At 69.3% G+C, this 20,370-nt stretch carries 10 protein-coding genes and 2 pseudogenes; 4 read left to right on the top strand and 8 right to left on the bottom strand.

The genetic code is table 11. The annotated features are described in order from the left end of the window. The 3 genes from HS045_RS27965 to HS045_RS27955 form a co-directional block, all read right to left on the bottom strand. The coding region (locus HS045_RS27965) for a LamG-like jellyroll fold domain-containing protein (RefSeq protein WP_196454446.1) at nucleotides 1-7,470 on the bottom strand (7,470 nt) is incomplete at its 3' end. A gap of 531 nt (nucleotides 7,471-8,001) precedes the next feature. Then, nucleotides 8,002-8,151, bottom strand: a complete 150-nt coding sequence (locus HS045_RS27960; protein ID WP_196454445.1) for a hypothetical protein — start codon at nucleotides 8,149-8,151, stop codon at nucleotides 8,002-8,004. A gap of 10 nt (nucleotides 8,152-8,161) precedes the next feature. Beyond that, the gene (locus tag HS045_RS27955; RefSeq protein WP_196454444.1) at nucleotides 8,162-9,079 is read right to left on the bottom strand and encodes a helix-turn-helix transcriptional regulator; all 918 of its coding nucleotides are present in this window, start codon (nucleotides 9,077-9,079) and stop codon (nucleotides 8,162-8,164) included. A gap of 127 nt (nucleotides 9,080-9,206) precedes the next feature. On the opposite strand from HS045_RS27955, the pseudogene HS045_RS35630 reads away from it, so the two are divergent. From HS045_RS35630 to HS045_RS27945, 3 genes and pseudogenes are all read left to right on the top strand, one after another. Beyond that, nucleotides 9,207-9,689 (top strand): annotated as a pseudogene (locus HS045_RS35630) (LamG-like jellyroll fold domain-containing protein); the annotation flags it as partial. A 126-nt stretch (nucleotides 9,690-9,815) separates the two neighbouring features. After that, entirely contained in the window at nucleotides 9,816-13,349 is a 3,534-nt protein-coding gene (locus tag HS045_RS27950; RefSeq protein WP_255531956.1) for an RHS repeat-associated core domain-containing protein, read from the top strand. Further along, nucleotides 13,346-13,837 (top strand): Imm26 family immunity protein, encoded by a 492-nt coding sequence (locus HS045_RS27945; protein ID WP_196454442.1) that lies wholly within the window; start codon nucleotides 13,346-13,348, stop codon nucleotides 13,835-13,837. Before HS045_RS27950 ends, HS045_RS27945 begins: the two co-directional genes overlap by 4 nt. Before the next feature lie 388 nt (nucleotides 13,838-14,225). Here the strand turns inward: HS045_RS27945 and HS045_RS27935 are convergent, their stop codons facing one another. After that, on the bottom strand, nucleotides 14,226-15,878 hold the full coding sequence (locus HS045_RS27935; RefSeq protein ID WP_196454441.1) for an IS4 family transposase: 1,653 nt from the start codon (nucleotides 15,876-15,878) through the stop codon (nucleotides 14,226-14,228). Between the two features lie 118 nt (nucleotides 15,879-15,996). Between HS045_RS27935 and HS045_RS27930 the strand changes: the two genes are divergently transcribed. Beyond that, nucleotides 15,997-16,260, top strand: a complete 264-nt coding sequence (locus HS045_RS27930; protein WP_196454440.1) for an ATP-binding protein — start codon at nucleotides 15,997-15,999, stop codon at nucleotides 16,258-16,260. A gap of 47 nt (nucleotides 16,261-16,307) precedes the next feature. Here HS045_RS27930 and HS045_RS27925 read toward each other — a convergent pair. The 4 genes and pseudogenes from HS045_RS27925 to HS045_RS27910 all read right to left on the bottom strand — a co-directional run bounded on the left by HS045_RS27925 (nucleotide 16,308) and on the right by HS045_RS27910 (nucleotide 20,275). Further along, nucleotides 16,308-17,308 (bottom strand): annotated as a pseudogene (locus tag HS045_RS27925) (IS5 family transposase). A 73-nt stretch (nucleotides 17,309-17,381) separates the two neighbouring features. Further along, nucleotides 17,382-18,404, bottom strand: coding sequence for an AraC family transcriptional regulator (locus HS045_RS27920; RefSeq protein WP_196454439.1), 1,023 nt, complete (start codon nucleotides 18,402-18,404; stop codon nucleotides 17,382-17,384). 150 nt (nucleotides 18,405-18,554) lie between these two features. Further along, complete coding sequence (locus tag HS045_RS27915; protein WP_196454438.1) at nucleotides 18,555-19,859, bottom strand: RNA polymerase sigma factor; 1,305 nt, start codon at nucleotides 19,857-19,859, stop codon at nucleotides 18,555-18,557. Continuing rightward, on the bottom strand, nucleotides 19,856-20,275 hold the full coding sequence (locus HS045_RS27910; RefSeq protein ID WP_196454437.1) for a YciI family protein: 420 nt from the start codon (nucleotides 20,273-20,275) through the stop codon (nucleotides 19,856-19,858). The genes HS045_RS27915 and HS045_RS27910 overlap by 4 nt, the downstream gene beginning before the upstream one ends. Nucleotides 20,276-20,370 lie beyond the last annotated feature (95 nt).

The raw sequence follows: 20,370 nt of genomic DNA, 5'->3' as shown, positions 1-20,370 counted from the left end.
ACCTCCTGCGGGGAGGTGGTACTGCGGGGGGTTGATCTTGCGCCAGTAGGCGGTGATATCCGCGTCGGTCACGTCGGCGCTGTACATCTGCTTCACGTTGTACATCACCAGGAACTTTTGGCGGGTTTCCTCTGATGCGCCCCAGAACTCGTCTTCGCTGATGCCTTTCGGCCGGGGCCTGCCGTTGGGCAGCAGGTTCCACTTCTTGGCATCCGCGTCTTTGAACTGGGGCGCCCACGCTAAGTCCCCGTAGCGCTCCTCCCACCACGCGCGCTCTTCATCGCTGGTGCCGGTGAACACCGGGTCACCGCCGGGCTGGTGCCAGGTATACAGGCATCCCTGGCCGCTGCACGGGACGATGGGCGTGTCCCAGCCGATGCGCTGCCGGTCGTAGTAGGCGCTGAAGTCGATGACGTTGCCGCCGGAGGACCAACCGCTTCCGCCGCTGCCTCCGGCGCTGGTGGTGCCGCCGGTCTGGATCGCCTCGTGGCCGCTGGGGTCGATGTTGGTCAGCGGGCCGGCGTTGCCGTAGGTGTAGCGGTTGGCCTGCACGGACGGGTCCGGTGCCAGCGTGGCGCTGTCGCGGGAGGCGAAGCCGCCGGTGCCCGGCTGGTACCAGCGGGCGTGCATGTTGACCTTGCCGCTGTCGGGATCGGTGTACTCACCCTGATAGCCAACCGACCGCTTGATGCCGGTGCGCTGGATGACCTGCCCGAACGGGTCGTAGGCCACCGAGTCGGCGAGCGCGGTCCCGGAGAAGGTCGCCACCACGTCGCCGTGCAGGTCGCTCATCACCCCCAGCGCGGGATCACCGCCTTCGGACAGGCTGACCAGGTCGCCGAACGGGTCGCGGCCGTACTTGGCCCGGACGGCGCCGGTGCCGTCGGTGACGGTGGCGAGGTCGTTGCTGAGGCCGGAGTAGGTGAACTTCTGCTGGTCGGCGCCCTTGGTGCGCGACGTCATCCGATCCAGGGCGTCGTAGCCGTAGGTGGCCTCGCCGTCGGAAATCATGCGGTCGAACGCGTCGAAGACCAGGTTCTTCGTCTTCCCGCCGGTGGTCTCACTCGCCACGGTGCCGCGGGGGGTGTAGGTGTAGTCGATGCCGGCGCCGGAGGTCAGCCGGTTACGCTCGTCGTAGGCGAACGTCTTGTCGTCGGCCTTGGTGCGGTTGCCCGCCTCGTCCCAGCCGTAGTCGACGGTCTTGCCATCGGGGGCGGTCCAGGAGGTCAGGCGCCCGGCGTGGTCGTAGCCGTAGGTGTTGGCGCCGGCTGCGGCGGTGCCGGAGGTGGTCTTGGTGGTGAGGTTGTCGTCCTTGTCCCACCCGTAGGCGATCTTCGACAGCTCGGTGCCGCCGCTGCCGGTCAGCGTGTGCGAGGTCAGCCGGTCCAGGGCGTCGTAGCCGTAGCTCTGGACGGTGGCCGGGCCCGCGGCGCTCTGGCTGGTGAGCCGGTCGGCCTTGTCGTAGCCGTAGGTCAGGGTGCGGCCGGTCACCGGGTCGGTGGCGGTCTTCAGGCGGCTGCCGTCGTCCCAGGTGAACGCCGCGGTGCCGGTGCCGTCCACGCGCTGGGTCGGGTTGCCCAGGGCGTCGTAGGCGTAGGCGGCGACCTGGCTGCCGGCCTTGGTGACCCTGACCAGCAGTCCGCGGTCGTTGTACTCCAGGCCGTAGTCGCCGATCGCGGTCGGCCGACCCGCCGCATCGTAGGTGAGGTTCCGTTCGGGGGGGGCGACGGCGGCGCCGGCGCCGGTCTGCTTGGTCACCTGCCCGAAGGGGTCGAAGACGCGGTCGATGCGCACCCCGCCGGGCAGCAGGGTGGAGACGGGGTTGCCGGCCGCGTCATAGGTGTGGGTCCAGGTGCGGTCGCCGGCGTCCGGGTGAGCGGTGGTGGCCGGTTCGGTGACGGATGCGACCAGGCCGAGGCCGTTGTAGGCGGTCCAGGTGGCGTGGCCGCGCCCGTCGGTCAGCCGGGTCCGGGCGCCGGCCGCGTCGTAGCCGAACGTCGTGGTGATCGCCTTGTCGGCCGCGACCGGCTCGATCAGCTTCGTCAAACGTCCGAGGGCGTCGAACTCGCGGCGGGTATCGTGCCCTTCGGCGGAGGTGGTGCGGACCGGATTGCCGACCGCGTCGTAGCCGAACCCGAACGTGCGCACCACGTTCCCGGAGGCGTCCAGATCCTTGGCCGCGGTCTGCCGGCCGGCCGCGTCGTAGACGGCCTCGACCGCGTTGCCCAGGGCGTCGGTGCTCTTGATCGCCCGGCCGAGGCCGTCGTAGGCGGTGGTGGAGGTGTTGTCGTTGGGGTCGGTGACTGCGGTGACCTGCCCTGCGGCGTTGACCGTGTAGTCGGTGGTCTTGTTGCCGGGCGCGACCACCTTGATCAGGTTGCCCGCGGTGTCGTAGACGAGGGTGGTGGTCAGCGCGGTCGTGGTGGGTTTGCGCTCGATCTGCGTGCGGGTGATGGCCCGGCCCAGATCGTCGTAGGTCGCCTCGGTGCGCGCGCCGGTCGGGTCGACCGTCGCGAGCTGCTCACCGAGCATGTCGTACTCGGCGATCGACACCCCTGCCGGTCCGGAAGCGCCCGGCAGGGTGCTGCGCACCGGATTGCCCAGGGCGTCGTATTCGACCGTGGTGGCATAACCGCGCGGGTCGGTGATCTTGGTGATGCGGCCGGCCGCATCGTAGGCGAGGGTGGTCTTCGACTCGGCCGGCGCGGTGGCCGGGTCGCTCGCCGCGGCGGCCGGGGCGGCGGCCGGGGTGCCCGTGGCCAGGGCGCGGACCTCCTCAGCCGTCAGGGCCTTGGCGTAGGCGCGGACCTCGTCCAGGGTGCCCCGGAAGGAGTGCTGGTAGGCGCCGCTGAGCTTGCTGCGGCCGATCAGCAGGCCGCCGCCGGCGTTCCAGGTGCTGGTGTAGTCGTTCTCGGCGACGAGTTCGCCGTCCTCGTACAGGCGGATCTTGCGGGCGGCGGCGTCGTAGACGCCGGTCAGGTGCGTCCAGGTGTTGAGCTTGGCCGCCCGGGAGGAGATGGCCTTGGTGTCGGTGGAGCCGGCGGTGTCGGCGGTGTAGGCGACCATCCGCCATTTCTTGTCGCCGGGGGAGTACTGCAGCTTGAAGCCGCTGTTGACCGCCCCGTCCTGGCTGATGACGGCCGAGTGCTCGTCCGCGGTCAGGTAGGCCCACGCCGAGACCGTGTAGCTCTCATCGGTGCGCAGCACCGGAGCGGCGGTGAGCGCGTGCGTGCCGGGGCCGAAGGTGACGGCCTTGCCGTGCTTACCCTCGCCCCAGGTGATCGCACCGGTGGCGGTGGCGGTGCGGTTGCCTCCGGAGCCGTCGGCCAGCGTGGTACCGGAGCCCTCGTCCATCGCCCAGTACCCGGCCGGGACGCCCGGGCCGGGCGGATCGGTCGCGGTGGCGCCGCCGCGGATCGTGGTGGTCAGCCGCCCGGCCTTGTCGAAGACCGAGGTGGTCAGCCGGTCTTCAGCGTCGACGACCTGCGTGGCCAGGCCCATGCTGTTGTAGCCGTACTTCGTGGTCGGCCGGCCGTCGGCGGCCGAGCCGTTCTCCTCGATCGCCACCTTCGGCGCGGTGGCCTCCACCAGCCGGCCCAGCGCGTCGTAGCGGATCGCCGTGGTGAACGCTTCGGCGTCCGCGCCGGAGGCGTTGCCTCGCGGGTCGGTCTGCTTGACCAGCAGCCCCCGCTCGTCGTAGCGCCAGGTGGAGACCAGGTCGGTATCGCCGTTGCCGACGCTTTGGCGGACCATTCGGTCGGCGGTGTCGTAGCCGTATGCGACCGTTGCGGCCGGGCCGCCGCCCGCGCCGGTGGAGGTCTTCTTGACCACGTTGCCGGCCGCGTCGTAGGCGTAGGTGGTGGTGCGCGCCAGGCCGCCGGGATCCAGCGTGGTCGAGGTCAGGCGGCCGGCCGCGTCGTAGACGGATGCGACGGTGGTCTTGCCGCCGCCGGTGACCTGCTTGGTCAGGTTACCGGCCGCGTCGTAGGTGCTGGCCTGCAGCACCACGTCGGCGGGCGTGGTCGAGCCGTTGAGCCGGGCGCTCTTGGCGATGACCTGGGAGGGCAGGTTGTCGCCGAAGTAGGTGTAGGCGGTGGTGCGGCCCATCGCGTCGGCCCGGGTGGCCAGGCGGCCCTCGGGGTCGTAGGCGAAGGACTCCAGCACCACGTCCTTGGGTGCTTGCGGGTTGACGGGACTGCCGGTCCAGTTCTTCAGCGTGCGCGAGGCCAGCTCGCCGCGCTTGGTGTAGGCCATGGCGGTGACGGTGCCCAGCGGGTCGGTGACGCTGGTCTGGGCGCCGGTGTGGTTCCAGGTGGTGCGGGACACGGCTCCGTCGGGGCCGGTGACCGTCTCGACGCGGCCGCGGGCGTCGTAGGTGTAGCTGGTGGTGCGCTCGGCATCGCCGCCGGTCAGGTCGGTGACCGTCTCGCTCGTCTGGTTGCCGTCGGCGTCGTAGGCGTGGACCGTGCGGACGGTGTGGGTCTTTCCAGTGATCTCGTTCTTCACCCCGGGTGCGGTGCCGGTCAGTATCCGGCCCGCACCGTCGTAGGTGACCCGAGCGGTCACCCCGTCCGGGTGGGCGGCCGAGACCTCGGTACGGGCCAGCAGCCGGCCCAGCGCGTCCCACTCGTAGGTGATCTTCAGGCCGGATCGGGTGGTCTCCTCGGCCAGGTCCCCGGCCGCGGTGTAGCGGTAGGTGCTCTCCTGGCCCTTGGGGTTCTTGCTCGACTTCACCAGACCGGCCGGCGTGGTTCCGCCGCCGACGGCGGGCTCGCTGCCGTCGGTGTAGGTTGCGGTCGCCGAGCGGCCGTCGGGGAAGTCCGGCGTCGCCGAACTGGTCACCTTCGCCGTATCGCCCTTGGCGGTGTAGTCGAAGGTGGTGGCGTAGGTGTTGTCGGTCGCGCTGGACGAGCGCGCGTCCCGGCTGGCGGTCACCCGGTCGTTGCGGGGGTCGAACGGATCGTCTTTGTTGAGGTGGAACGACTGTCTGCGGGTCTGGCAGCTACCGGAGGTGCGGCAGGTGGTGATCGCGGTGACGTTGCCGCGCGCGTCGTTGACCTGCTTGATGGTGTTGCCGTTGCGGTCGGTGGTCTTGGCCAGGAAGCCGGCGGTGTCGTAGTCGAATGCGGTGGTCTTGCCGAGCTGGTCGGTCTGCGCCACCAGCCGGTCCCCGCGCCAGGCGTCGTGCACGAAGGTCAGGGTGCCGGTGTCGGGGTCGGTGACCGTCACCGTCGACTTGCCCGTCTCCGCGTCATACTGCGGCGCGGCGAGTTTCCAGGTGCCGCCGTGGGCGTCGGTGTAGGCGGTGACGCGCTCGGTGCCGGAGTCGTAGGCGACGGTCGTGTTCACCCGGCCGGAGGGCAGGGTGACCGTCGTCATCTTGTGCGGCGCCTCGGCCCGCGCGGCGTAGTGGGAGCCGACTTCGGCGGCCGTGAGCGGCTTGCCGTAGATCGCGAGCTCGTCGAGTTGGCCGCGGAAACCGAACTCCTGGGTGCCGGTGCCGGTCGGCAGGCCCGGTGCCGAACCGCGGGTGATCAGGCCGTGGCCGACCTCGGCGTACGGGCGCCAGGTGTCGACTTTCTGGCTCAGCGTGCCGATCTGCTTGCCGTCCAAGTACAACGCCTGCGCCTGTCCGGCGATGGTCAGGGTCACGTGGTGCCAGGCGTTGTCGGTGACCGCGGCTGCCGAGGCCATCGGCGTGGCGGACGCTCCGTAGGAGCCGTACAGCTTGCCGTCGGTACCGACATACAGCATCGGCTTGTCGCGCAGACCGCCGGCGCTTACCGAGGCCGCCAGCAGCGTGCCGGAGGCGGCGGTCTTGAACCACAGCTCCACCGAGGCGTGCTCGCCCAGGTTCGCCAGCGCATAATCCGGCAGGTTCACCACCGAGCCGGTCAGCTCCACCGCGGTGTCGGGGCTGGCGGCCAGCGCGCCGGGCTTGCCGTAGGCGACGTTGTCGCCCGTGCTGCGGCCCTCGTAAGAGGCGGGACCGGCACCGGAGCCGAGATCGGCTGCGACCGAGCCGGACGCTTCACCCAGCCGCCAGTACCCGTACGGTTCGGCGTCCTGGACGAGGCCGCGGTACTGCGAGCCGCTGTCGTAGGCGTACCGGGTGCAGTTGGGGGCGGTGACCGGCGCGCACACGCCGGTCAGCCGGTCGCCCTCGTAGTGGTAGGTCCAGGTGATGGCCTTGCCGTCGACCGGGTCGCTGGACACGCTGGCCACGTGCGCGCCGTTCCAGGTGAACGTCAGCGACCGGCCCCCGGTCGCGGTCACCTTCTCCAGCTTGCCGTCGGTGTTGTAGACGAGGTCCTGGGCACGGCCGTGCGCGTCGGTGATCTTCGTGACCCGGCCCAGCGCATCGAAGAGGTACGAGGTGGCGGATTTGTCCATCAGCCGCCAGCCGCCGCCGGTCTGTTCGGCGAGGGTGGCGTACATGCCCGGCGGCGGCTGGAAGCTGCCGTCGCCGTTGGCGGCGAACCGCACCCGGCGTCCGTCCGGGTAGGTGATCAGCGCGGTGACCAGGTCCCCGCGCACCTCACGCACGAGCCGCATGTCCCAGCGGGTCGACCAGCCCGCGCCGAAGATCCCGTCGGTACGGGCGTCCATGCTGTTGTAGGAACGCGTCACCGACAGGGGTGGGCCCGCAGCCGCGACCGACAGGTCGGTGGCGGCGGTGGTGTAGTTGCCCACCAGCGGGTTGACTTCCTGGCCGCCCACACCACCGGAGGCCAGCTGCGAGCCGATCACCGGCTGGCGCACCCCGGTGGTCAGGGAACGCTTGGCCGACGTCGTCTTCATGCCGTTGCCGGTATCGGTGACGGTCACCGCCCACCAGTACTGCTTGCTCCAGGCCAGCTTTCCGGCCGGGACCTTCCAGAACCTGCTGGCGCTCGTCCCCGAGGAGGTGCAGCCGCTCCCGCTCATCGCCTCGGTGTCACAGATGGTGAAGCTGTAGGTGACCGGGATGGTGTAGGAGTCGTTGCTGGTGCCGTAGGCCTCCAGCATCGGGGTGCGCGTCTCCAGCAGCATGTCGTCGGCCGGAAGAATGAGGCTCACCGATGGGGACTGGTGGAACGAGCACGCGCCCTGGCTGGTCCAGGAGCGGTCCCAGTCGGGCGGCGAGCCGACCTGGCTGTTGAAGCCCGTCACCTTCCACAGCTCTGAGCCCCAGCGGACCATGTCGCCGTAGCTGTAGCGCTTGGTGGAATCCCAGAACGGGTAGTCATCGCACCACACGGTCGCCGCCGACCGTGCGACGGTGCCCTCCCGCTGTACCTGCTGCAGGCCTGCTACGGACGCGCTCTGTCGTGTGACTGAAAAGGAGCGTTTCTCCACTTGCAGCGCGCCCGTGATCCGAGGCGCGGTCAGGGCTGGTGCCGGCAGCACCGCCGACGCCGTGGTGGCCTTGGTCGGCACCAGGGACGGCAGACCGGCCGCCGAACCGCTCAGCTGGACGGGAAGCGTCAAGCTGCCGGGGTTGGCTGCGGCCGGTTGGATGGCAGCGGTCACGGGGGTGGCCTGCAGTGTCAGCAAGCCCGGGGCTATCACCACGGCGAGTGCCGCCGTCACGTAAGCCCTGCGGGCAGCCGAACGCGACCACGACAGACTGCGACGCATACGCCGTCACCCTCCGAACCAGCCAGCGCGACGGCCTGCGCCGTCGCTACCCCACCCCGTCGGTCCCTCCGGCGGAGGCCGGGATCAGCGGTTCAGAGTGATCAGCAAGCAAACGATCACAAGCTACACATTCACCGCGTTCGTATGCAAGATCCACATAAGTAGCAGATAAAGAACGGAAAGTGGTCAAATCGGAAAGATCATCTTTCCCGTTCGAGGCAGGCCGCCGGCGAAGACGGGGCAACCCGGCAAGCCAGTTCCCGGCCGACAGGCCGCAGCAGGCCGGCGTGAGAGCCGGGCAGGGTGCAGGGAGGTCTCAGGAACGCCGGTCTTGGCGGCGATCCACCCGATGCCGCGGCCCTGGGCCCTGAACGGCCGCGCCTACTCGACCACCTCAGCCACACGGGCGACGCGCCAACGTCGGCTGGGGAGGCAGCCGAGGTTCTGCCGCTGCTGTACCTGCACGGCCTGTCCTCCGACGACGTCGTCCCGGCGCTGGGGCAGTTCCCCCGCCCGGCGAGCGGCCCTCATCCGCGGCAGCCTAGAAGGTCTTGATCCACGGGTATTGACGATTGCTCCTGCCCCCGTCGTCGACCCGGCCCGCGCCCCCCTCGGCGATGCCCGATACCGCCTCACCCTCAGGCAACACCTCGCCGCCGGCGTCCAGGCCGGCCAGGAGCCGCAGGGCGTCCGCGGAAGGGCTGCCGGGGGCCGCCGAGAGCACCAGCAGCTCCATGCCTGATCCATCCGGCAGCGTGAAGTTCTCCTGATGCAGTTCCAGTTCCCCGACCAGGGGATGCCGGTACGCCTTGCGCCCGTGCGTCCGCGCGCGCACGTCCGCGCGGGCCCACAGGCGCCGGAAGCGCTCGCTGCCCATCGCCAGCTCCCCTATCAACGAGGCCAGCCGCGGATCCTCGGGATACTTGCCGGCCGCCAGGCGCAGGTGCCCGACCACGTCGAGGGTGCACTGCTCCCAGTCGGCGTACAGGCCGCGCTCGGCCTCCTCCAGGAAGATGTGCCGGGCCGTGTTCAGGCCTTTGACGGGGCGGCCGTACAGCAGCTCGGCGAGGCGGTTGCCGGCGGCGGCGTCGAGGCGGTGGTCGACGATGAGCGCGGGCGCGTCGGTGATCAGTCCCAGGACCCGCAGCGGTTCCGGGCGCAGCCGCCCGGTGGGCGACTTCGCCTTCCGGCGCCGCTGCCGGGCCAGCCGGTACAGGTGCCCGCGTTCGGTGTCGTCGAGCCCGAGGACCCGCGCGAGCGCGTCGAGCACCTGCTCCGAGGGCTGCGTGGCGCGGCCCTGCTCCAGGCGGATGTAGTAGTCGACGCTCACCCCGGACAGGTGCGCGACCTCTTCGCGGCGCAGCCCCTGGACCCGGCGGCGGCCGTCGACCGGGATGCCTGCTCCGGCCGGGTCGACCCGGGAGCGGCGGGTGCGCAGGAAACCCGCGAGATCGTCCATCGGACGATTATCCCGCGGACGCCGGCGGTGAAGGTGGCCCCGCCGTTACCAGGAAGCCGGGTCCGGCGGAAGGAGCGCCCCTGAACGGCGGCCGCCCGGGTGTGGAGAGTACTCCTCCGGGGACAAGAAATGGCGGATGGTCGCCTACACCAGCGACACCACCGGCTCGACCGACACCAAGGCCATCTCCTCCCGGACCGCCAAGCTCAACACCTGGACGCACCTGACCGGCGTCTACGACGCGCAGGCTCGCAAACTCCGCCTGTACGAGGACGGGGAACTCGTCGCCGAGGGCGACTACACCAGCACCTGGAACGCCGGCGGCGGATTCCTGATCGGCCGCAGCAAGCTCGCCGGCGCCTACCAGCACTCCTTCCGCGGCACCCTGGACGAGGTCCGCGCCTACGCCAAGGCCCTGACCGGTGAGCAGGTCCGCGCCCTGGCCACCGCCGCCCCGGCCGCCGCGGCGAGCGCCCCGGCCCAGACCGCGCCGGTCGAGTCGAAGACCACCCTCGCCTACGACGCGGCCGGCCGCATCACCACGGTCACCGACCCGCGCGGCTTCGTCACCTCCACCGACTACGACGCCCTCGGCAACCCGGTACGCATCACCGATCCCGGCCCGTCCGGACCGGGCGGCACCTGGATCTCCGAATACGACCTGCTCGGCGAGCGACTGGCCGCCGCCGACCCGACCGGCGGGCGCACCACGGCGACCTACGACGACCTGGGCCGGATGATCACCCAGACGCAGATCGAGCGCAAACCCACCACCGCCGCCCTGACCACCGCCTACACCTACGACACCGCGGGCAACCTCACCAAGACCGTCGCACCCGGCAGCAAGACCACCGACTACACGGTCAACGCCGCCGGACAGCTCATCGAGGTCACCGACCCCAACCGCAACAAATCCACCTTCGCCTACGACGCACTGGGCCGCCCGGCGAAGGTGACCGACGCACTGGGCAACGCCACCGAAGCCGCCTACGACCTGGCCGGCCGTCAGACCACCGCAAAAGACCTGGACGCCTCCGGCGCGGTCGTGCGCACGATCGGCTTCGGCTACGACCCGGCGGGCAACCCGATCAGCCGCACCTCCGGCGAAGGCCACACCACCCGGCGCGAATTCGACGCCCTCGGACGGGCGACGAAGCTGATCGAACCGGTCACGACCGACAAGTCGATCACCACCACGTTCGGCTACGACGCCACCGGCGCCCGCACCCGTTTGACCGACGGCCGCGGCAACGCCACCTGGACCACCTACAACAGCCTCGGCCTGGTCGAATCCGTCACCGAACCCGCCACCACCGCCCACCCGGACGCCGCCGACCGCACCTGGACCAACCTCTACGACGCGGCCGGCAACACCACCACCACCCTGCAGCCCGGCGGCGTGCGCATCGACCGCACCTTCGACCACCTCAACCGCATGGTCAAGCAGACCGGCACCGGCGCCGCCGTCGACACCCCCGAACGCACCGTTACCTACGACACGACCGACCGGCCCACCGCGATCGGCGACTACGGCCTCGAATACAACGACCGCGGCCTGCTGACCAAGCTGACCAAGGCCGGCACCCAGGTCGCCGCCTACGCCTACGACGCCCTCGGCAACCCCATCCAGCGCGTCGATCCGACCGGTACCGCCGCCTACACCTGGGACGACGGCAGCCGCCTGAAGACCGCCACCGACCCGGTGACCGGCAGCACGTTCGCCTACGGCTACGACAAGGCCGACCGGCTCACCAGCCTCACCTCGACCGGTTCTGTCGCCACCAGCCAGTCCTACGGCTACGACGCCGTCGACCGGCTCACCTCCCACACCCTGAAGAACAGCGGCGGCACCGAGCTATCGAAGATCGGCTACGGGTGGGACAAGGACGACAACCTCACCACCAAGACCACCTCCGGCACCGCCGGCGCCGGCACCCACGCCTACGGCTACGACCACGCCGGACGCCTGACCTCCTGGACCGGCCCCGACGGCAAGACCGTCGACTACGCCTGGGACGACGCCGGCAACCGCACCAAAGCCGGGACCGAGACGTTCGTCTACGACGAGCGCAACCGGTTGACCTCCGGCGCGGGCACCGACTACACCTACACCCCCCGCGGCACGCTGGCGACCGAGACCACCAACGGGACCACGAAGAACCTCGTCTTCAACGCCTTCGACCAGCTCATCACCGACGGCGAGACCAGCTACGGCTACGACGCCCTGGGCCGGATGACCTCCCGGGTCAAGGCCGACGCCCAGCAGCGGTTCGTCTACTCCGGCCTCAGCAACGACATCGCCGCCGTCACCGACGGCGCCGGCACCGTGCACGCCACCTACGGCCGCGACCCCTTCGGCGGCCTGCTCAGCCTGAAAGAAGGCACCGACCCCGCCCTCGGCGTGATGAGCGACCGGCACGGCGACGTGGTCGCCACCTTCTCCGGCACCGCCGTGGTCGACTCGAGTGCCTACGATCCGTTCGGCAAGGTCACCCACTCTTCCGGAACCAAGCGCTCCCTGGGATATCAGGGCGAGTACACCGACCCGGACACCGGCAAGGTCAACATGCACGCCCGCTGGTACCAGCCCGGCACCGGCGGCTTCGCCTCCCGCGACGACTGGACCCTGGAGCCCAGCCCGTCAATCCAAGGCAACCGCTACACCTACGGCAACGGCAGCCCACTCATTCACACAGATCCCAGCGGACATGCGCCACCGCCAGGTTGGTGTGGCATTTTCGCGTCGGACTGGTGGCATCCGGACTGCATGGAACATGTACAGGATGATACTTGCAGGAACGCTAACGGCAAAGCCGTAACTTGCCCCCCTGATCCCGTTAAATATTTCCCCAAGGGGAATCCTCCCTGTGAAACTCCGCAGGATCCTAGCTGCCCAAAGAAACCTACAAAGCCTAAAACCCCTCCTGGCAGCGCAACCCGGACCACCCATAAAGCACCGACCGGCGGCGCTCCCACACCTAACCCATGCCGGAATAGCAACAACTACAGAAGACCGAATCCAACGGATAACCCGGCGCCGAAGCCGCCGAAGTCAAAGCCTTACGTTCCCGGTTTCGATCCCAAAAGCCCATCGTTCATTAACGACCCCATCAGCGTCACTGAGGACCCGGGCCCGTCACAGGAAGAAATCGACCGTCAGTGTCAGACCGGACCGTGTAACGGTAGCTACACCGGTCACGTAGGAACCCCGATCGGCGGCCCCGTCAGCAGCGGTGGCGGCGGTGGCGGCGGCGGTGGCGGCGGGATCACCTGTTACGCGATAGATCCCGACAGCTGCCCCGAGAAACCCGGCGGAGACGACCCCCCTCCGTCAAGTATTGGTGAAATCTGCGCCGATATCCTCATCTGCGATCTCACCATCGGTGACGCGGTCAACTGCGTGACCAACCCGTCCCTGTGGGACTGCATCATGGCTGGCGCCGGTGTCGTCCCGATCGGCAAGATCGGCAAGATCGGCAAGCTGATCGACAAGGCAGGCGACGCCGGTAAGGCATGCAAGCGCAGCAGTTTCGTCCCCGGCACCCTGGTGCTGATGGCCGATGGGACACGAAAGCCGATCGAGGACGTCGAGGTCGGCGACCAAGTGATCGCCACCGACCCCGAAACCGGCCAAACAGGTCCAAGAACCGTCACCGCACTGATCGAGAGCGAAGGCACCAAGACCCTCGTCCAGATCACCATGGGCGCCCACGACGACGGCAACGACCTCATCGCCACCGACAACCACCCCTTCTGGGTACCCGTGCTCCGCGAATGGGTACCCGCAGGACAACTGCAGCCCGGCATGTGGCTGCGCACCTCGGCCGGCACCCATGTACAGATCACCGCGATCAAGACATGGACGACCGGCCAGCGTGTCCACAACCTGACGGTCGACGGACCGCACACCTACCATGTGCTCGCCGGAAGCCAGGCCATTCTGGCTCACAATGCCCCTCCTTCACCTGGCCCTGACGGCATTGTGTATCTACGCACCGATCTCATCACAGGAGAGGAGTACGTTGGTCAAGCGAAGAGCCCGGAACGCTACCAAAAGCGACAGAAAGAGCACGCTAAGAAGCATCCGAATTCACTCTTTACCTTTGAGGTCTTAGGGCGCGCCAAACCTGGTGTTGACCTGGATGTGCTTGAGGAAAGCTGGATCAGGGCTGGCGGAGGATCCCGGAAGGATCCCGGAAGCGCCCTATCTAACGACAGGCGACAAATGAACGACAAAAGGTACAAGAATGCAGGAGGTGATGTTTGTTGATTAGATACAGAGAAGGGGACATTCTAGCCATATTGATCGAAGAGGAATATTTTACCTTTGGACAGGTAGCAAGAAAACTGCAGCACAATATTATTCTGTCCATATTTCATAATATCGCGTCAGACTTAACGGAGCCATTCTTGGATAAGATTAACCCAAACACTCCAACTCTCATATTTGAGACCATGGATACATTCATTAGGAATGGAAAATGGAAGATCGTAGGAAATCTTCCAAGCCCTTCAGATTTAATCATTCCTAAATTTAGAGTTTCAGTTGAAGGGCAAGGCGAATGCATACAGGATGCATTTGGGAAAATTATTGGGCCTGTAACTCTTATGGAATCCGATAAACTGCGAAGTCCCAAATCATATTCTCCCCCTATAGCAGAGGCGGCTGCGCGGGCAATCAACAAAAAAGGACCATGGATGCATGTCTTCGATGAGATGCTTAACCTCGATGACTCACGGGGTGGACGTCCCTCCTGATCAGTTTCGGCTGGTGGAGGTTTCCGCCTGATCGTCCCGTTCGCTGCGGGCGGGTGGCACAGCGGCCTGCCCGATACGCTCGGGCGGACGGCGGTTCCACGGCCGCGATGGGACCGGGGTTACTCCTCTCGGGATCGATGGGATGCGTTCATGCCGGTCAAGTGGGCGCCGGCAAGGCGCTCAGGCGCTGCCAGCAGGTCAGGAAGGCGTTCTTCCAGGGCCAGGTGGAGCTGATCTTCAGGGTTCGTCGTCGGGCATGGGAGATCAGCCGTGCGGGCAGGTGCCACAGGCAGTAACGCAGGGTCTGCGGCTCTGCTCGGGCAAGCCCCGCATCGTCGTGCAGTCCCAGGAGCCGGGTCCAGGCGGGGGTTCCCCCAAGGCCGGGTAGTTAAGGTTTCTGGGCTGTCGGCAAGAGCGCTGGGGAGACCGGCCCGGCGACATAGACACCAGGTCCGATCTTGCGGATGAGTTGGTTGTCAGCCCATCGGGACAGCTGCCGATACATGGTGTTCAAGGTGACATCGCCGAGATGGCGGGCGATGTCGCGAGCCCGCCAGGGCCGGCCGGGCTCTTGATGGAGCAGGGCGAGGACCTCGTGCTGTCTGCGACGGTCGACCCGGGCGATGGGCCGCTCGTCTCGGGAAGCAGCAGGCAGGTCGGGGGGAGGGTGCAGGACGGTGATGGCCAGGGCGGTGACGACACGGCTGCGGTCCGGCCTGCCGTCGTCGAGCCGTTCGTTGTAGCGGGAGATAGGAGATTTGACCTTGCGGGTGCTTACCCGTGGGCGGCGGGCCGGAAGGAGCCCGGACAGGACGGCACGTGCAATGACTCCGACCGGCACGGCGGCGTCACCGGTCACGCCGGCGGCTTGGACCACCTGGTCACGGGCGCTGTGCAGGGCGATGGTGAAGGCGCAGCGGTCCGGGTCGGTGCCGGGCCGGGACTCGGCGGCGTCGACCATCGCCATGCGCAGCAGTTGGTAGAGCGTGAGGACCGACCACATCTCCTGCTCGAGTCCGGCGGGGTCGCCGGAGCGCAGGATACGCCCGTTCATGAGGGTGTGGCGCAACGCGTAGTACGCCGATTCGTGCTCCCACCGCTGGTGGTAGAGGCCGGTCAGGGTGGCGGCCGGGTAGCGGCGGGCGTCGGTCAAGGTGGTGGCCAGCCGGTAGGAGCCAGTGAAGGCGGTTCCGTCAGCGCAGGTCACAGCGATCTGCGCGTCGATGATCCGCACTTTGACCGTGCCGATCATTGTCAGGTAGCTGCCGTGGCGCAGGTGCAGCAGGACCGGGGTGCTCCGGTTGCTGCGCACGCGGCCCAGCACCTGTGCGCCGGTGGCGGTCACCTGGGCGAGGAAGTCGTTGCCGTCGAAGCCCTTGTCCCACAGCACCAGCATGTCCGGCCGAAGCAGGTGCAGCAGGCGCCGGGCGTAACCGGTCTCGCCCTGGCTGGTGGGACCGAAGATCGCACCGATCAGGGCGCGGGTTCCGGTCTCCACCAGCGTCATCAGCTCTACCAAGGGGTAGCCGCCGTGGCCGGCGGAACCGAGCCAGGCCCGGTTGCGATCGGTGTCGGGAGCTTTCAGGGAGCTGCAGCCGTCGAAGGAGACCGTGCGGTAGGGCCCGAACCTCACTCCCGGAGTTCTGGGCTGGGCCAGCGGCCCGCGCAGTACCTCGAACAGGCGGCGCATCGGCGCGCTACCGACCCTGCGGCGCAGGTCGCGCAGGGCTTTGGCGGTGGGCATCGCCACCGCGAGGCCGGTCAGTCCTGCGGTCATCTTCCGCCAGACCAGCTGGTAGCCGACCTCGGGGAACAGGCACATCGCCAGCAGGAAGTAGACCCCGACACACGAGGGCAGCTCGCGCAGGCGCCGCTGCACGGTGCGCGTCTCGTCAAGGATGGCATCGACGAGTTCGAAGGGCGCGAGGGTGGTTAACTCGCCCAGGTGTCCGGGAGCGAATACCGCATCGGTCGCGGGGCGGGGTGAGTGGCCTGTGTCGGTAGCGCTGAGGGTAACGGTCCTGGCAGACTCGGTGATCAACGGAGATCCAGTCCTTCGACGGATGGTTGTGGAAGATCACCTGTCTACTGGATCTCCGTTCCCATGTCCCAGGAACTTACGTGCTTGACAGCGCCACGAGCGCCTTAACTACCCGGCCTTGGGGGAACCCCCACTCAAGATGCCGCACCACAAGACCATCGACGGATACGACTTCTCCTACCAGCCCGAACTCGACCCGCGCCGGGTCCGTGACCTGGCCACACTCGCCTTCGTCGAGGCCAAGGCCAAGGCCAACGCTGCCCTGCTCGGCCCGCCCGGAGTCGGCAAGACCCACATCGCCGTGGCGCTGGCGGTCGCCGCCTGCCGCGCCGGCTTCACCATCTACTTCACCACGCTGGACGACATGGTCCGCGGCCCTTGAGCAGCAACCGAACGGCCAACGGCGTTAGGGCGTGTATTTGGTTGTGATCAAGAGGTGGTCCGGGCGAGGTCTTTGACCCGGATCATCGCGGCGCGAAGGTGGAGGCCGGCGAGGTAGCTCGCAGGGGTCTTGTCGTAGCGGGTGGCGATGCCTCGCCAGGCCTTCAGCTTGTTGATCAACCGCTCGACGGTGTTCCGCTCCTTGTACAGGTCGGCGTCGCGGCCGACGGGCCGACCGCCTCTGCTGCCCGTCTTCTTCCGATTGGCGACCTGGCCCCTCTTCTCCGGGATGACCACCTTGATGCGGCGTTTCCGCAGGTAAGTGCGATTTCCGCGGGAGGAGTAGGCCTTGTCTCCAGCGACCGCGCCGGGCCGGGTGCGGGGACGGCCGACGGGCACCCGGACGCGTACTTTCTTCAGCACCGGGATGAACTGCGGGCTGTCGGCGGCCTGCCCCGCGGTCACGACGAACGCCAGCGGGCGGCATCTGCGGCCGGCGGCCAGATGGACCTTGCTGGTCTGCCCGCCCCTGGACCGTCCGAGCAGGGCGGCTTTCAGCCGGAGCTTCCGCCGCCGCCGGATACGTCGCCGCTTTTCCGCTTCGGGATCGTTTCCGACGTTCTGCTCTTGTCGTCCTTCCCGGTCGCCCCCTTTTGCCGGGCCCTGTCCTGTTCGGCCGCCTTCTCCAGCGCGGCGATGACATCTGGGTCGAGGTGCATCCCAGCGGCGTCGTGGTGCGCCCGGGCGGTGGTGGAGTCCACACTGACCAGGGACAGGTCCACCTCGCCGCGTGCGGCGGCTTCCGCGATCAGGCCTTCCAGCAGCGCTTCGAAGACGCCCGCGTCCCTCCACTGCCGGAAGCGGTTGTGGACGGTCGGCCAGGCGCCGAACTCCTTCGGCATCTCCCGCCACTGCCCACCCGTCCGAAACCGCCAGATCACGCCCTCGAACCGCTGCCGCAGCCGCTCGGGGTACGGGCCATACCTGCGGATCGGCAGGTACGGCCCGATGAACTCCCACTCCTCGTCCGTCGGTTGCGCGCGTGTCACGTCCGGCGGTATACCGGATCAGACCTCGATATGAGGACGAATCCCCGCAATTGATCACAACCCGATACGCGCCCTAAAGCGTCAGGACGTCATCGCGGCCCCCGCCGAAGCCGCCGCGCAGCGTCTGCGACGGAGCCTGGCCGTACCGGGCGCGGTAGGCGGCGGCGAAGCGCCCCTGGTGCAGGAAGCCCCAGCGCGCGGCCACCCCCGTCACGGTGCACCGGGCGGGGTCGCCGGCCGCCAGCTCGTCGTGGACGCGGCTCAGCCGCACGTCCCTGAGGTAGGTCATCGGGGTCAGCCCGAGGTGGCGGCGGAACCCCTCCTGGAGCGAGCGGCCGCTGACCGCCACGGCGCGCGCGACGTCGCCGGTCGTCAGCGGCTCGTGGGCGTGGCCCTCGATGAACTCCATGGCCCGGCGCACCACCTTGGGCACGGCCGCGGGCCGCGGCTCGTTCAGCAGGTCCCGGTGGTTCGACGGCTGCATGGTGAGCAGCGAGGTGAGCAGGGCGCCCTCCAGATGGGCGATCGCGAGCGGCTGCGCGGCGAGCCCGTCGTCGCACTCCGCCGCCGCGACGAGCAGGTCGACCATCGACCGCCAGCCCCGCGCCCAGCCCGCCGTCATGTCCACGCCCAGATCGAAGACCACGGGCCGGTCGGGCCGCCGGCCGAGCATGCGCTCCAGCGCCTCCTCGACGGCGGGCCGGTCGAACTTGACGATCAGCTGCGGGCAGCCCGCCGCCCAGCGCATGTCCAGATGCTCCGTCGGCGAGGGCAGCGAGGCCAGTCCGGGCGTCGAGACGATCTCCTGCCCGCCGCACCGGATCAGGCTGCGCCCGGCGAGCGGGATCTGCACCAGGAAGAAGGACTCCAGCGCTCCGGGCTCGATGCGCACGTCCGCGCCGTAGTCGAGGTAGTTCACCCGGACGGAGCCCGGCTGCGCGGAGTTGAGCCGGGCGGCCAGCGGCGAGGCCCGGCCGGTCAGCTCCAGCCGGTGCGGGCAGAACACCCGGGCCACCTGCTCGCGGGCCTCGTCGAGGTCCGCGGTGCCGAACACCGCCCTGTCCGCGAGCGGGACCCGCTCCTGTGCCTCGCCCATCGACGCTCCCGCCCCGGGTCACCCTCGTGTACGGCGGCGCGCGATCGGGTGCGGCCGCCGCGCACGAGGGTCGCAGGCGCAGGCCCCGCCGACCACGTACAAATACGCAGACTTCCGGCCCGCGCCCCGGCCCGGGGCCCGGGGCCCCGCTCAGGTCAGCGCGGCCGCCCTGCGCAGCAGCACCGACCGTTCGCGGACGTTGCGGCACAGCCGGGCGGCGAGCTCCAGCTCCGCCCGCGCCTCGGCGACCCGGCCGAGACGGGCCAGCAGCTCGCCCCGCACGCCCGGCAGCAGGTGCGATCCGGCCAGGCGGCCGGAGACGGCCAGCTCGTCCACCATGGACAGCGCCCGGTCCGGCCCGTCCGCCATCGCGACGGCGACGGCCCGGTTGAGCTCGACGACGGGTGAGGGGGCCACCCGGCCGAGCGCCTCGTACAGGAGCACGATGCGCTCCCAGTCGGTCTCCGGCACCGAGGTCGCCGACGCGTGGCAGGCGGCGATCGCCGCCTGCAGCCCGTACGGCCCCAGGCCGCGTCCGGCGGCCGAGGCGCGGCCGAGCGCGGCCAGGCCCCGGCGGATCGCCGACCGGTCCCACAGCCGCCGGTCCTGGTCCTCCAGGAGCACCGCCTCGCCGCCGGGCCCGACGCGGGCGGGGAAGCGCGCGGCCGTCAGCTCGAACAGGGCGAGCAGGCCGTGCGTCTCCGGTTCGTCGGGCAGCAGCGCGACCAGCGTCCGGGCCAGCCGGACCGCCTCGTAGGCGAGATCGGAGCGCAGCAGGCGGTCACCGCTGGTCGCCGTCGACCCCTCCGTGAAGATCACGTACAGCACGCTCAACACGCCGCCGAGCCGCTCGCGCCGCTCCCCGGCCGGCGGCAGCTCGAACGGCACCTTCGCCGCGGCGATCGTCTTCTTCGCCCGCGTGATCCGCGCCTGGACGGTCGGCACGGGCACGAGGAACCCCCGGGCGATCTCCTCGCTCGACAGACCGCCGACCACGCGCAGGGTCAGGGCCACCCGCGCCTCGGGTGCGAGCACCGGGTGGCAGGCCGTGAACATCAGCGCCAGGACGTCGTCGTCGATCCGGTCGGGGTCCCACGGCGGGTCGTCCGGCCGGTCCGGCGGGGCCGCCGCGCCGGAGCTCGCCTCCCCCTCGGCGAGCCGGCCGGCCAGCGCGGCGTAGCGCTCGTCGAGTGCCGACCGGCGGCGGAAGGCGTCGACGGCGCGCCGGCGCGCGGTCGCCAGCAGCCAGCCCACCGGGCTCTCCGGCGCGCCCGCGCGCGACCAGGTCACGAGCGCCTCCGCCACCGCCTCCTGGGCGACGTCCTCGGCGAGCGCGAAGTCGCCGGTGTAGCGGGCCAGCGCGCCGACGATCCGGGCGGACTCGATCCGCCAGACGGCCTCGACGGCCCGCCGCGCCGACTCGGTGCACGGCGGGCCGCCGGCCGCGGAGCTCACAGCTGACCGGTCCGCTCGCGCCACGCCCGCTCCCTGGCGATCCACTCGTTGTCCTGCGGGAACTCGTCGATGCCCGGCACGCGTCGGATCTCGCACTTGGAGCCGGTGATCGCCGGGATCCGCCGGGCCCACTCGACCGCCTCCTCCTTCGAGGCCACGTCGATGATGTAGAAGCCACCGAACAGTTCCTTCGTCTCGCCGTAGGGGCCGTCGGTGACCACCGGCGTCTCGCCGCTGAAGTCGACCACCACGCCCTGGGCCGGATCCTCCAGGCCCTCGGCGGCGACGAGCACGCCGGCCCGGATCAGCTCGTCGTTGAAGCGGCCCATGGTCTCCAGCATCTGCTCGAAGGGCATCTCCGTCATCTCCGCGACGGACTCGTCGGTGCCTCGCAGGATCAGCATGTACTTCGCCATCTCCGACCTCCTTGACTGCGGGACCGCCTCTCGACCCCCTCACTCCTGGGTCGAACGGGACGGCCGCGGATCGACACGCCGAGCGGGAACGGCCC

This window comes from Planomonospora sp. ID82291 (assembly GCF_015711645.1).
In the GTDB taxonomy this organism is placed as follows: Bacteria; Actinomycetota; Actinomycetes; order Streptosporangiales; family Streptosporangiaceae; genus Planomonospora.
Note: the sequence above shows the minus strand (reverse complement) of the source record. Positions and strands in the feature narration are given on the sequence as shown.

What these genes read in the sequence shown, in the direction of transcription:
- HS045_RS27960 (WP_196454445.1), bottom strand. Translation starts at nt 8,151, where the DNA reads ATGAGGGCCGCTCGCCGGGCGGGGGAACTGCCCCAGCGCCGGGACGAC.
- HS045_RS27955 (WP_196454444.1), bottom strand. Translation starts at nt 9,079, where the DNA reads ATGGACGATCTCGCGGGTTTCCTGCGCACCCGCCGCTCCCGGGTCGAC.
- HS045_RS27950 (WP_255531956.1), top strand. Translation starts at nt 9,816, where the DNA reads ATGATCACCCAGACGCAGATCGAGCGCAAACCCACCACCGCCGCCCTG.
- HS045_RS27920 (WP_196454439.1), bottom strand. Translation starts at nt 18,404, where the DNA reads ATGGGCGAGGCACAGGAGCGGGTCCCGCTCGCGGACAGGGCGGTGTTC.
- HS045_RS27910 (WP_196454437.1), bottom strand. Translation starts at nt 20,275, where the DNA reads ATGGCGAAGTACATGCTGATCCTGCGAGGCACCGACGAGTCCGTCGCG.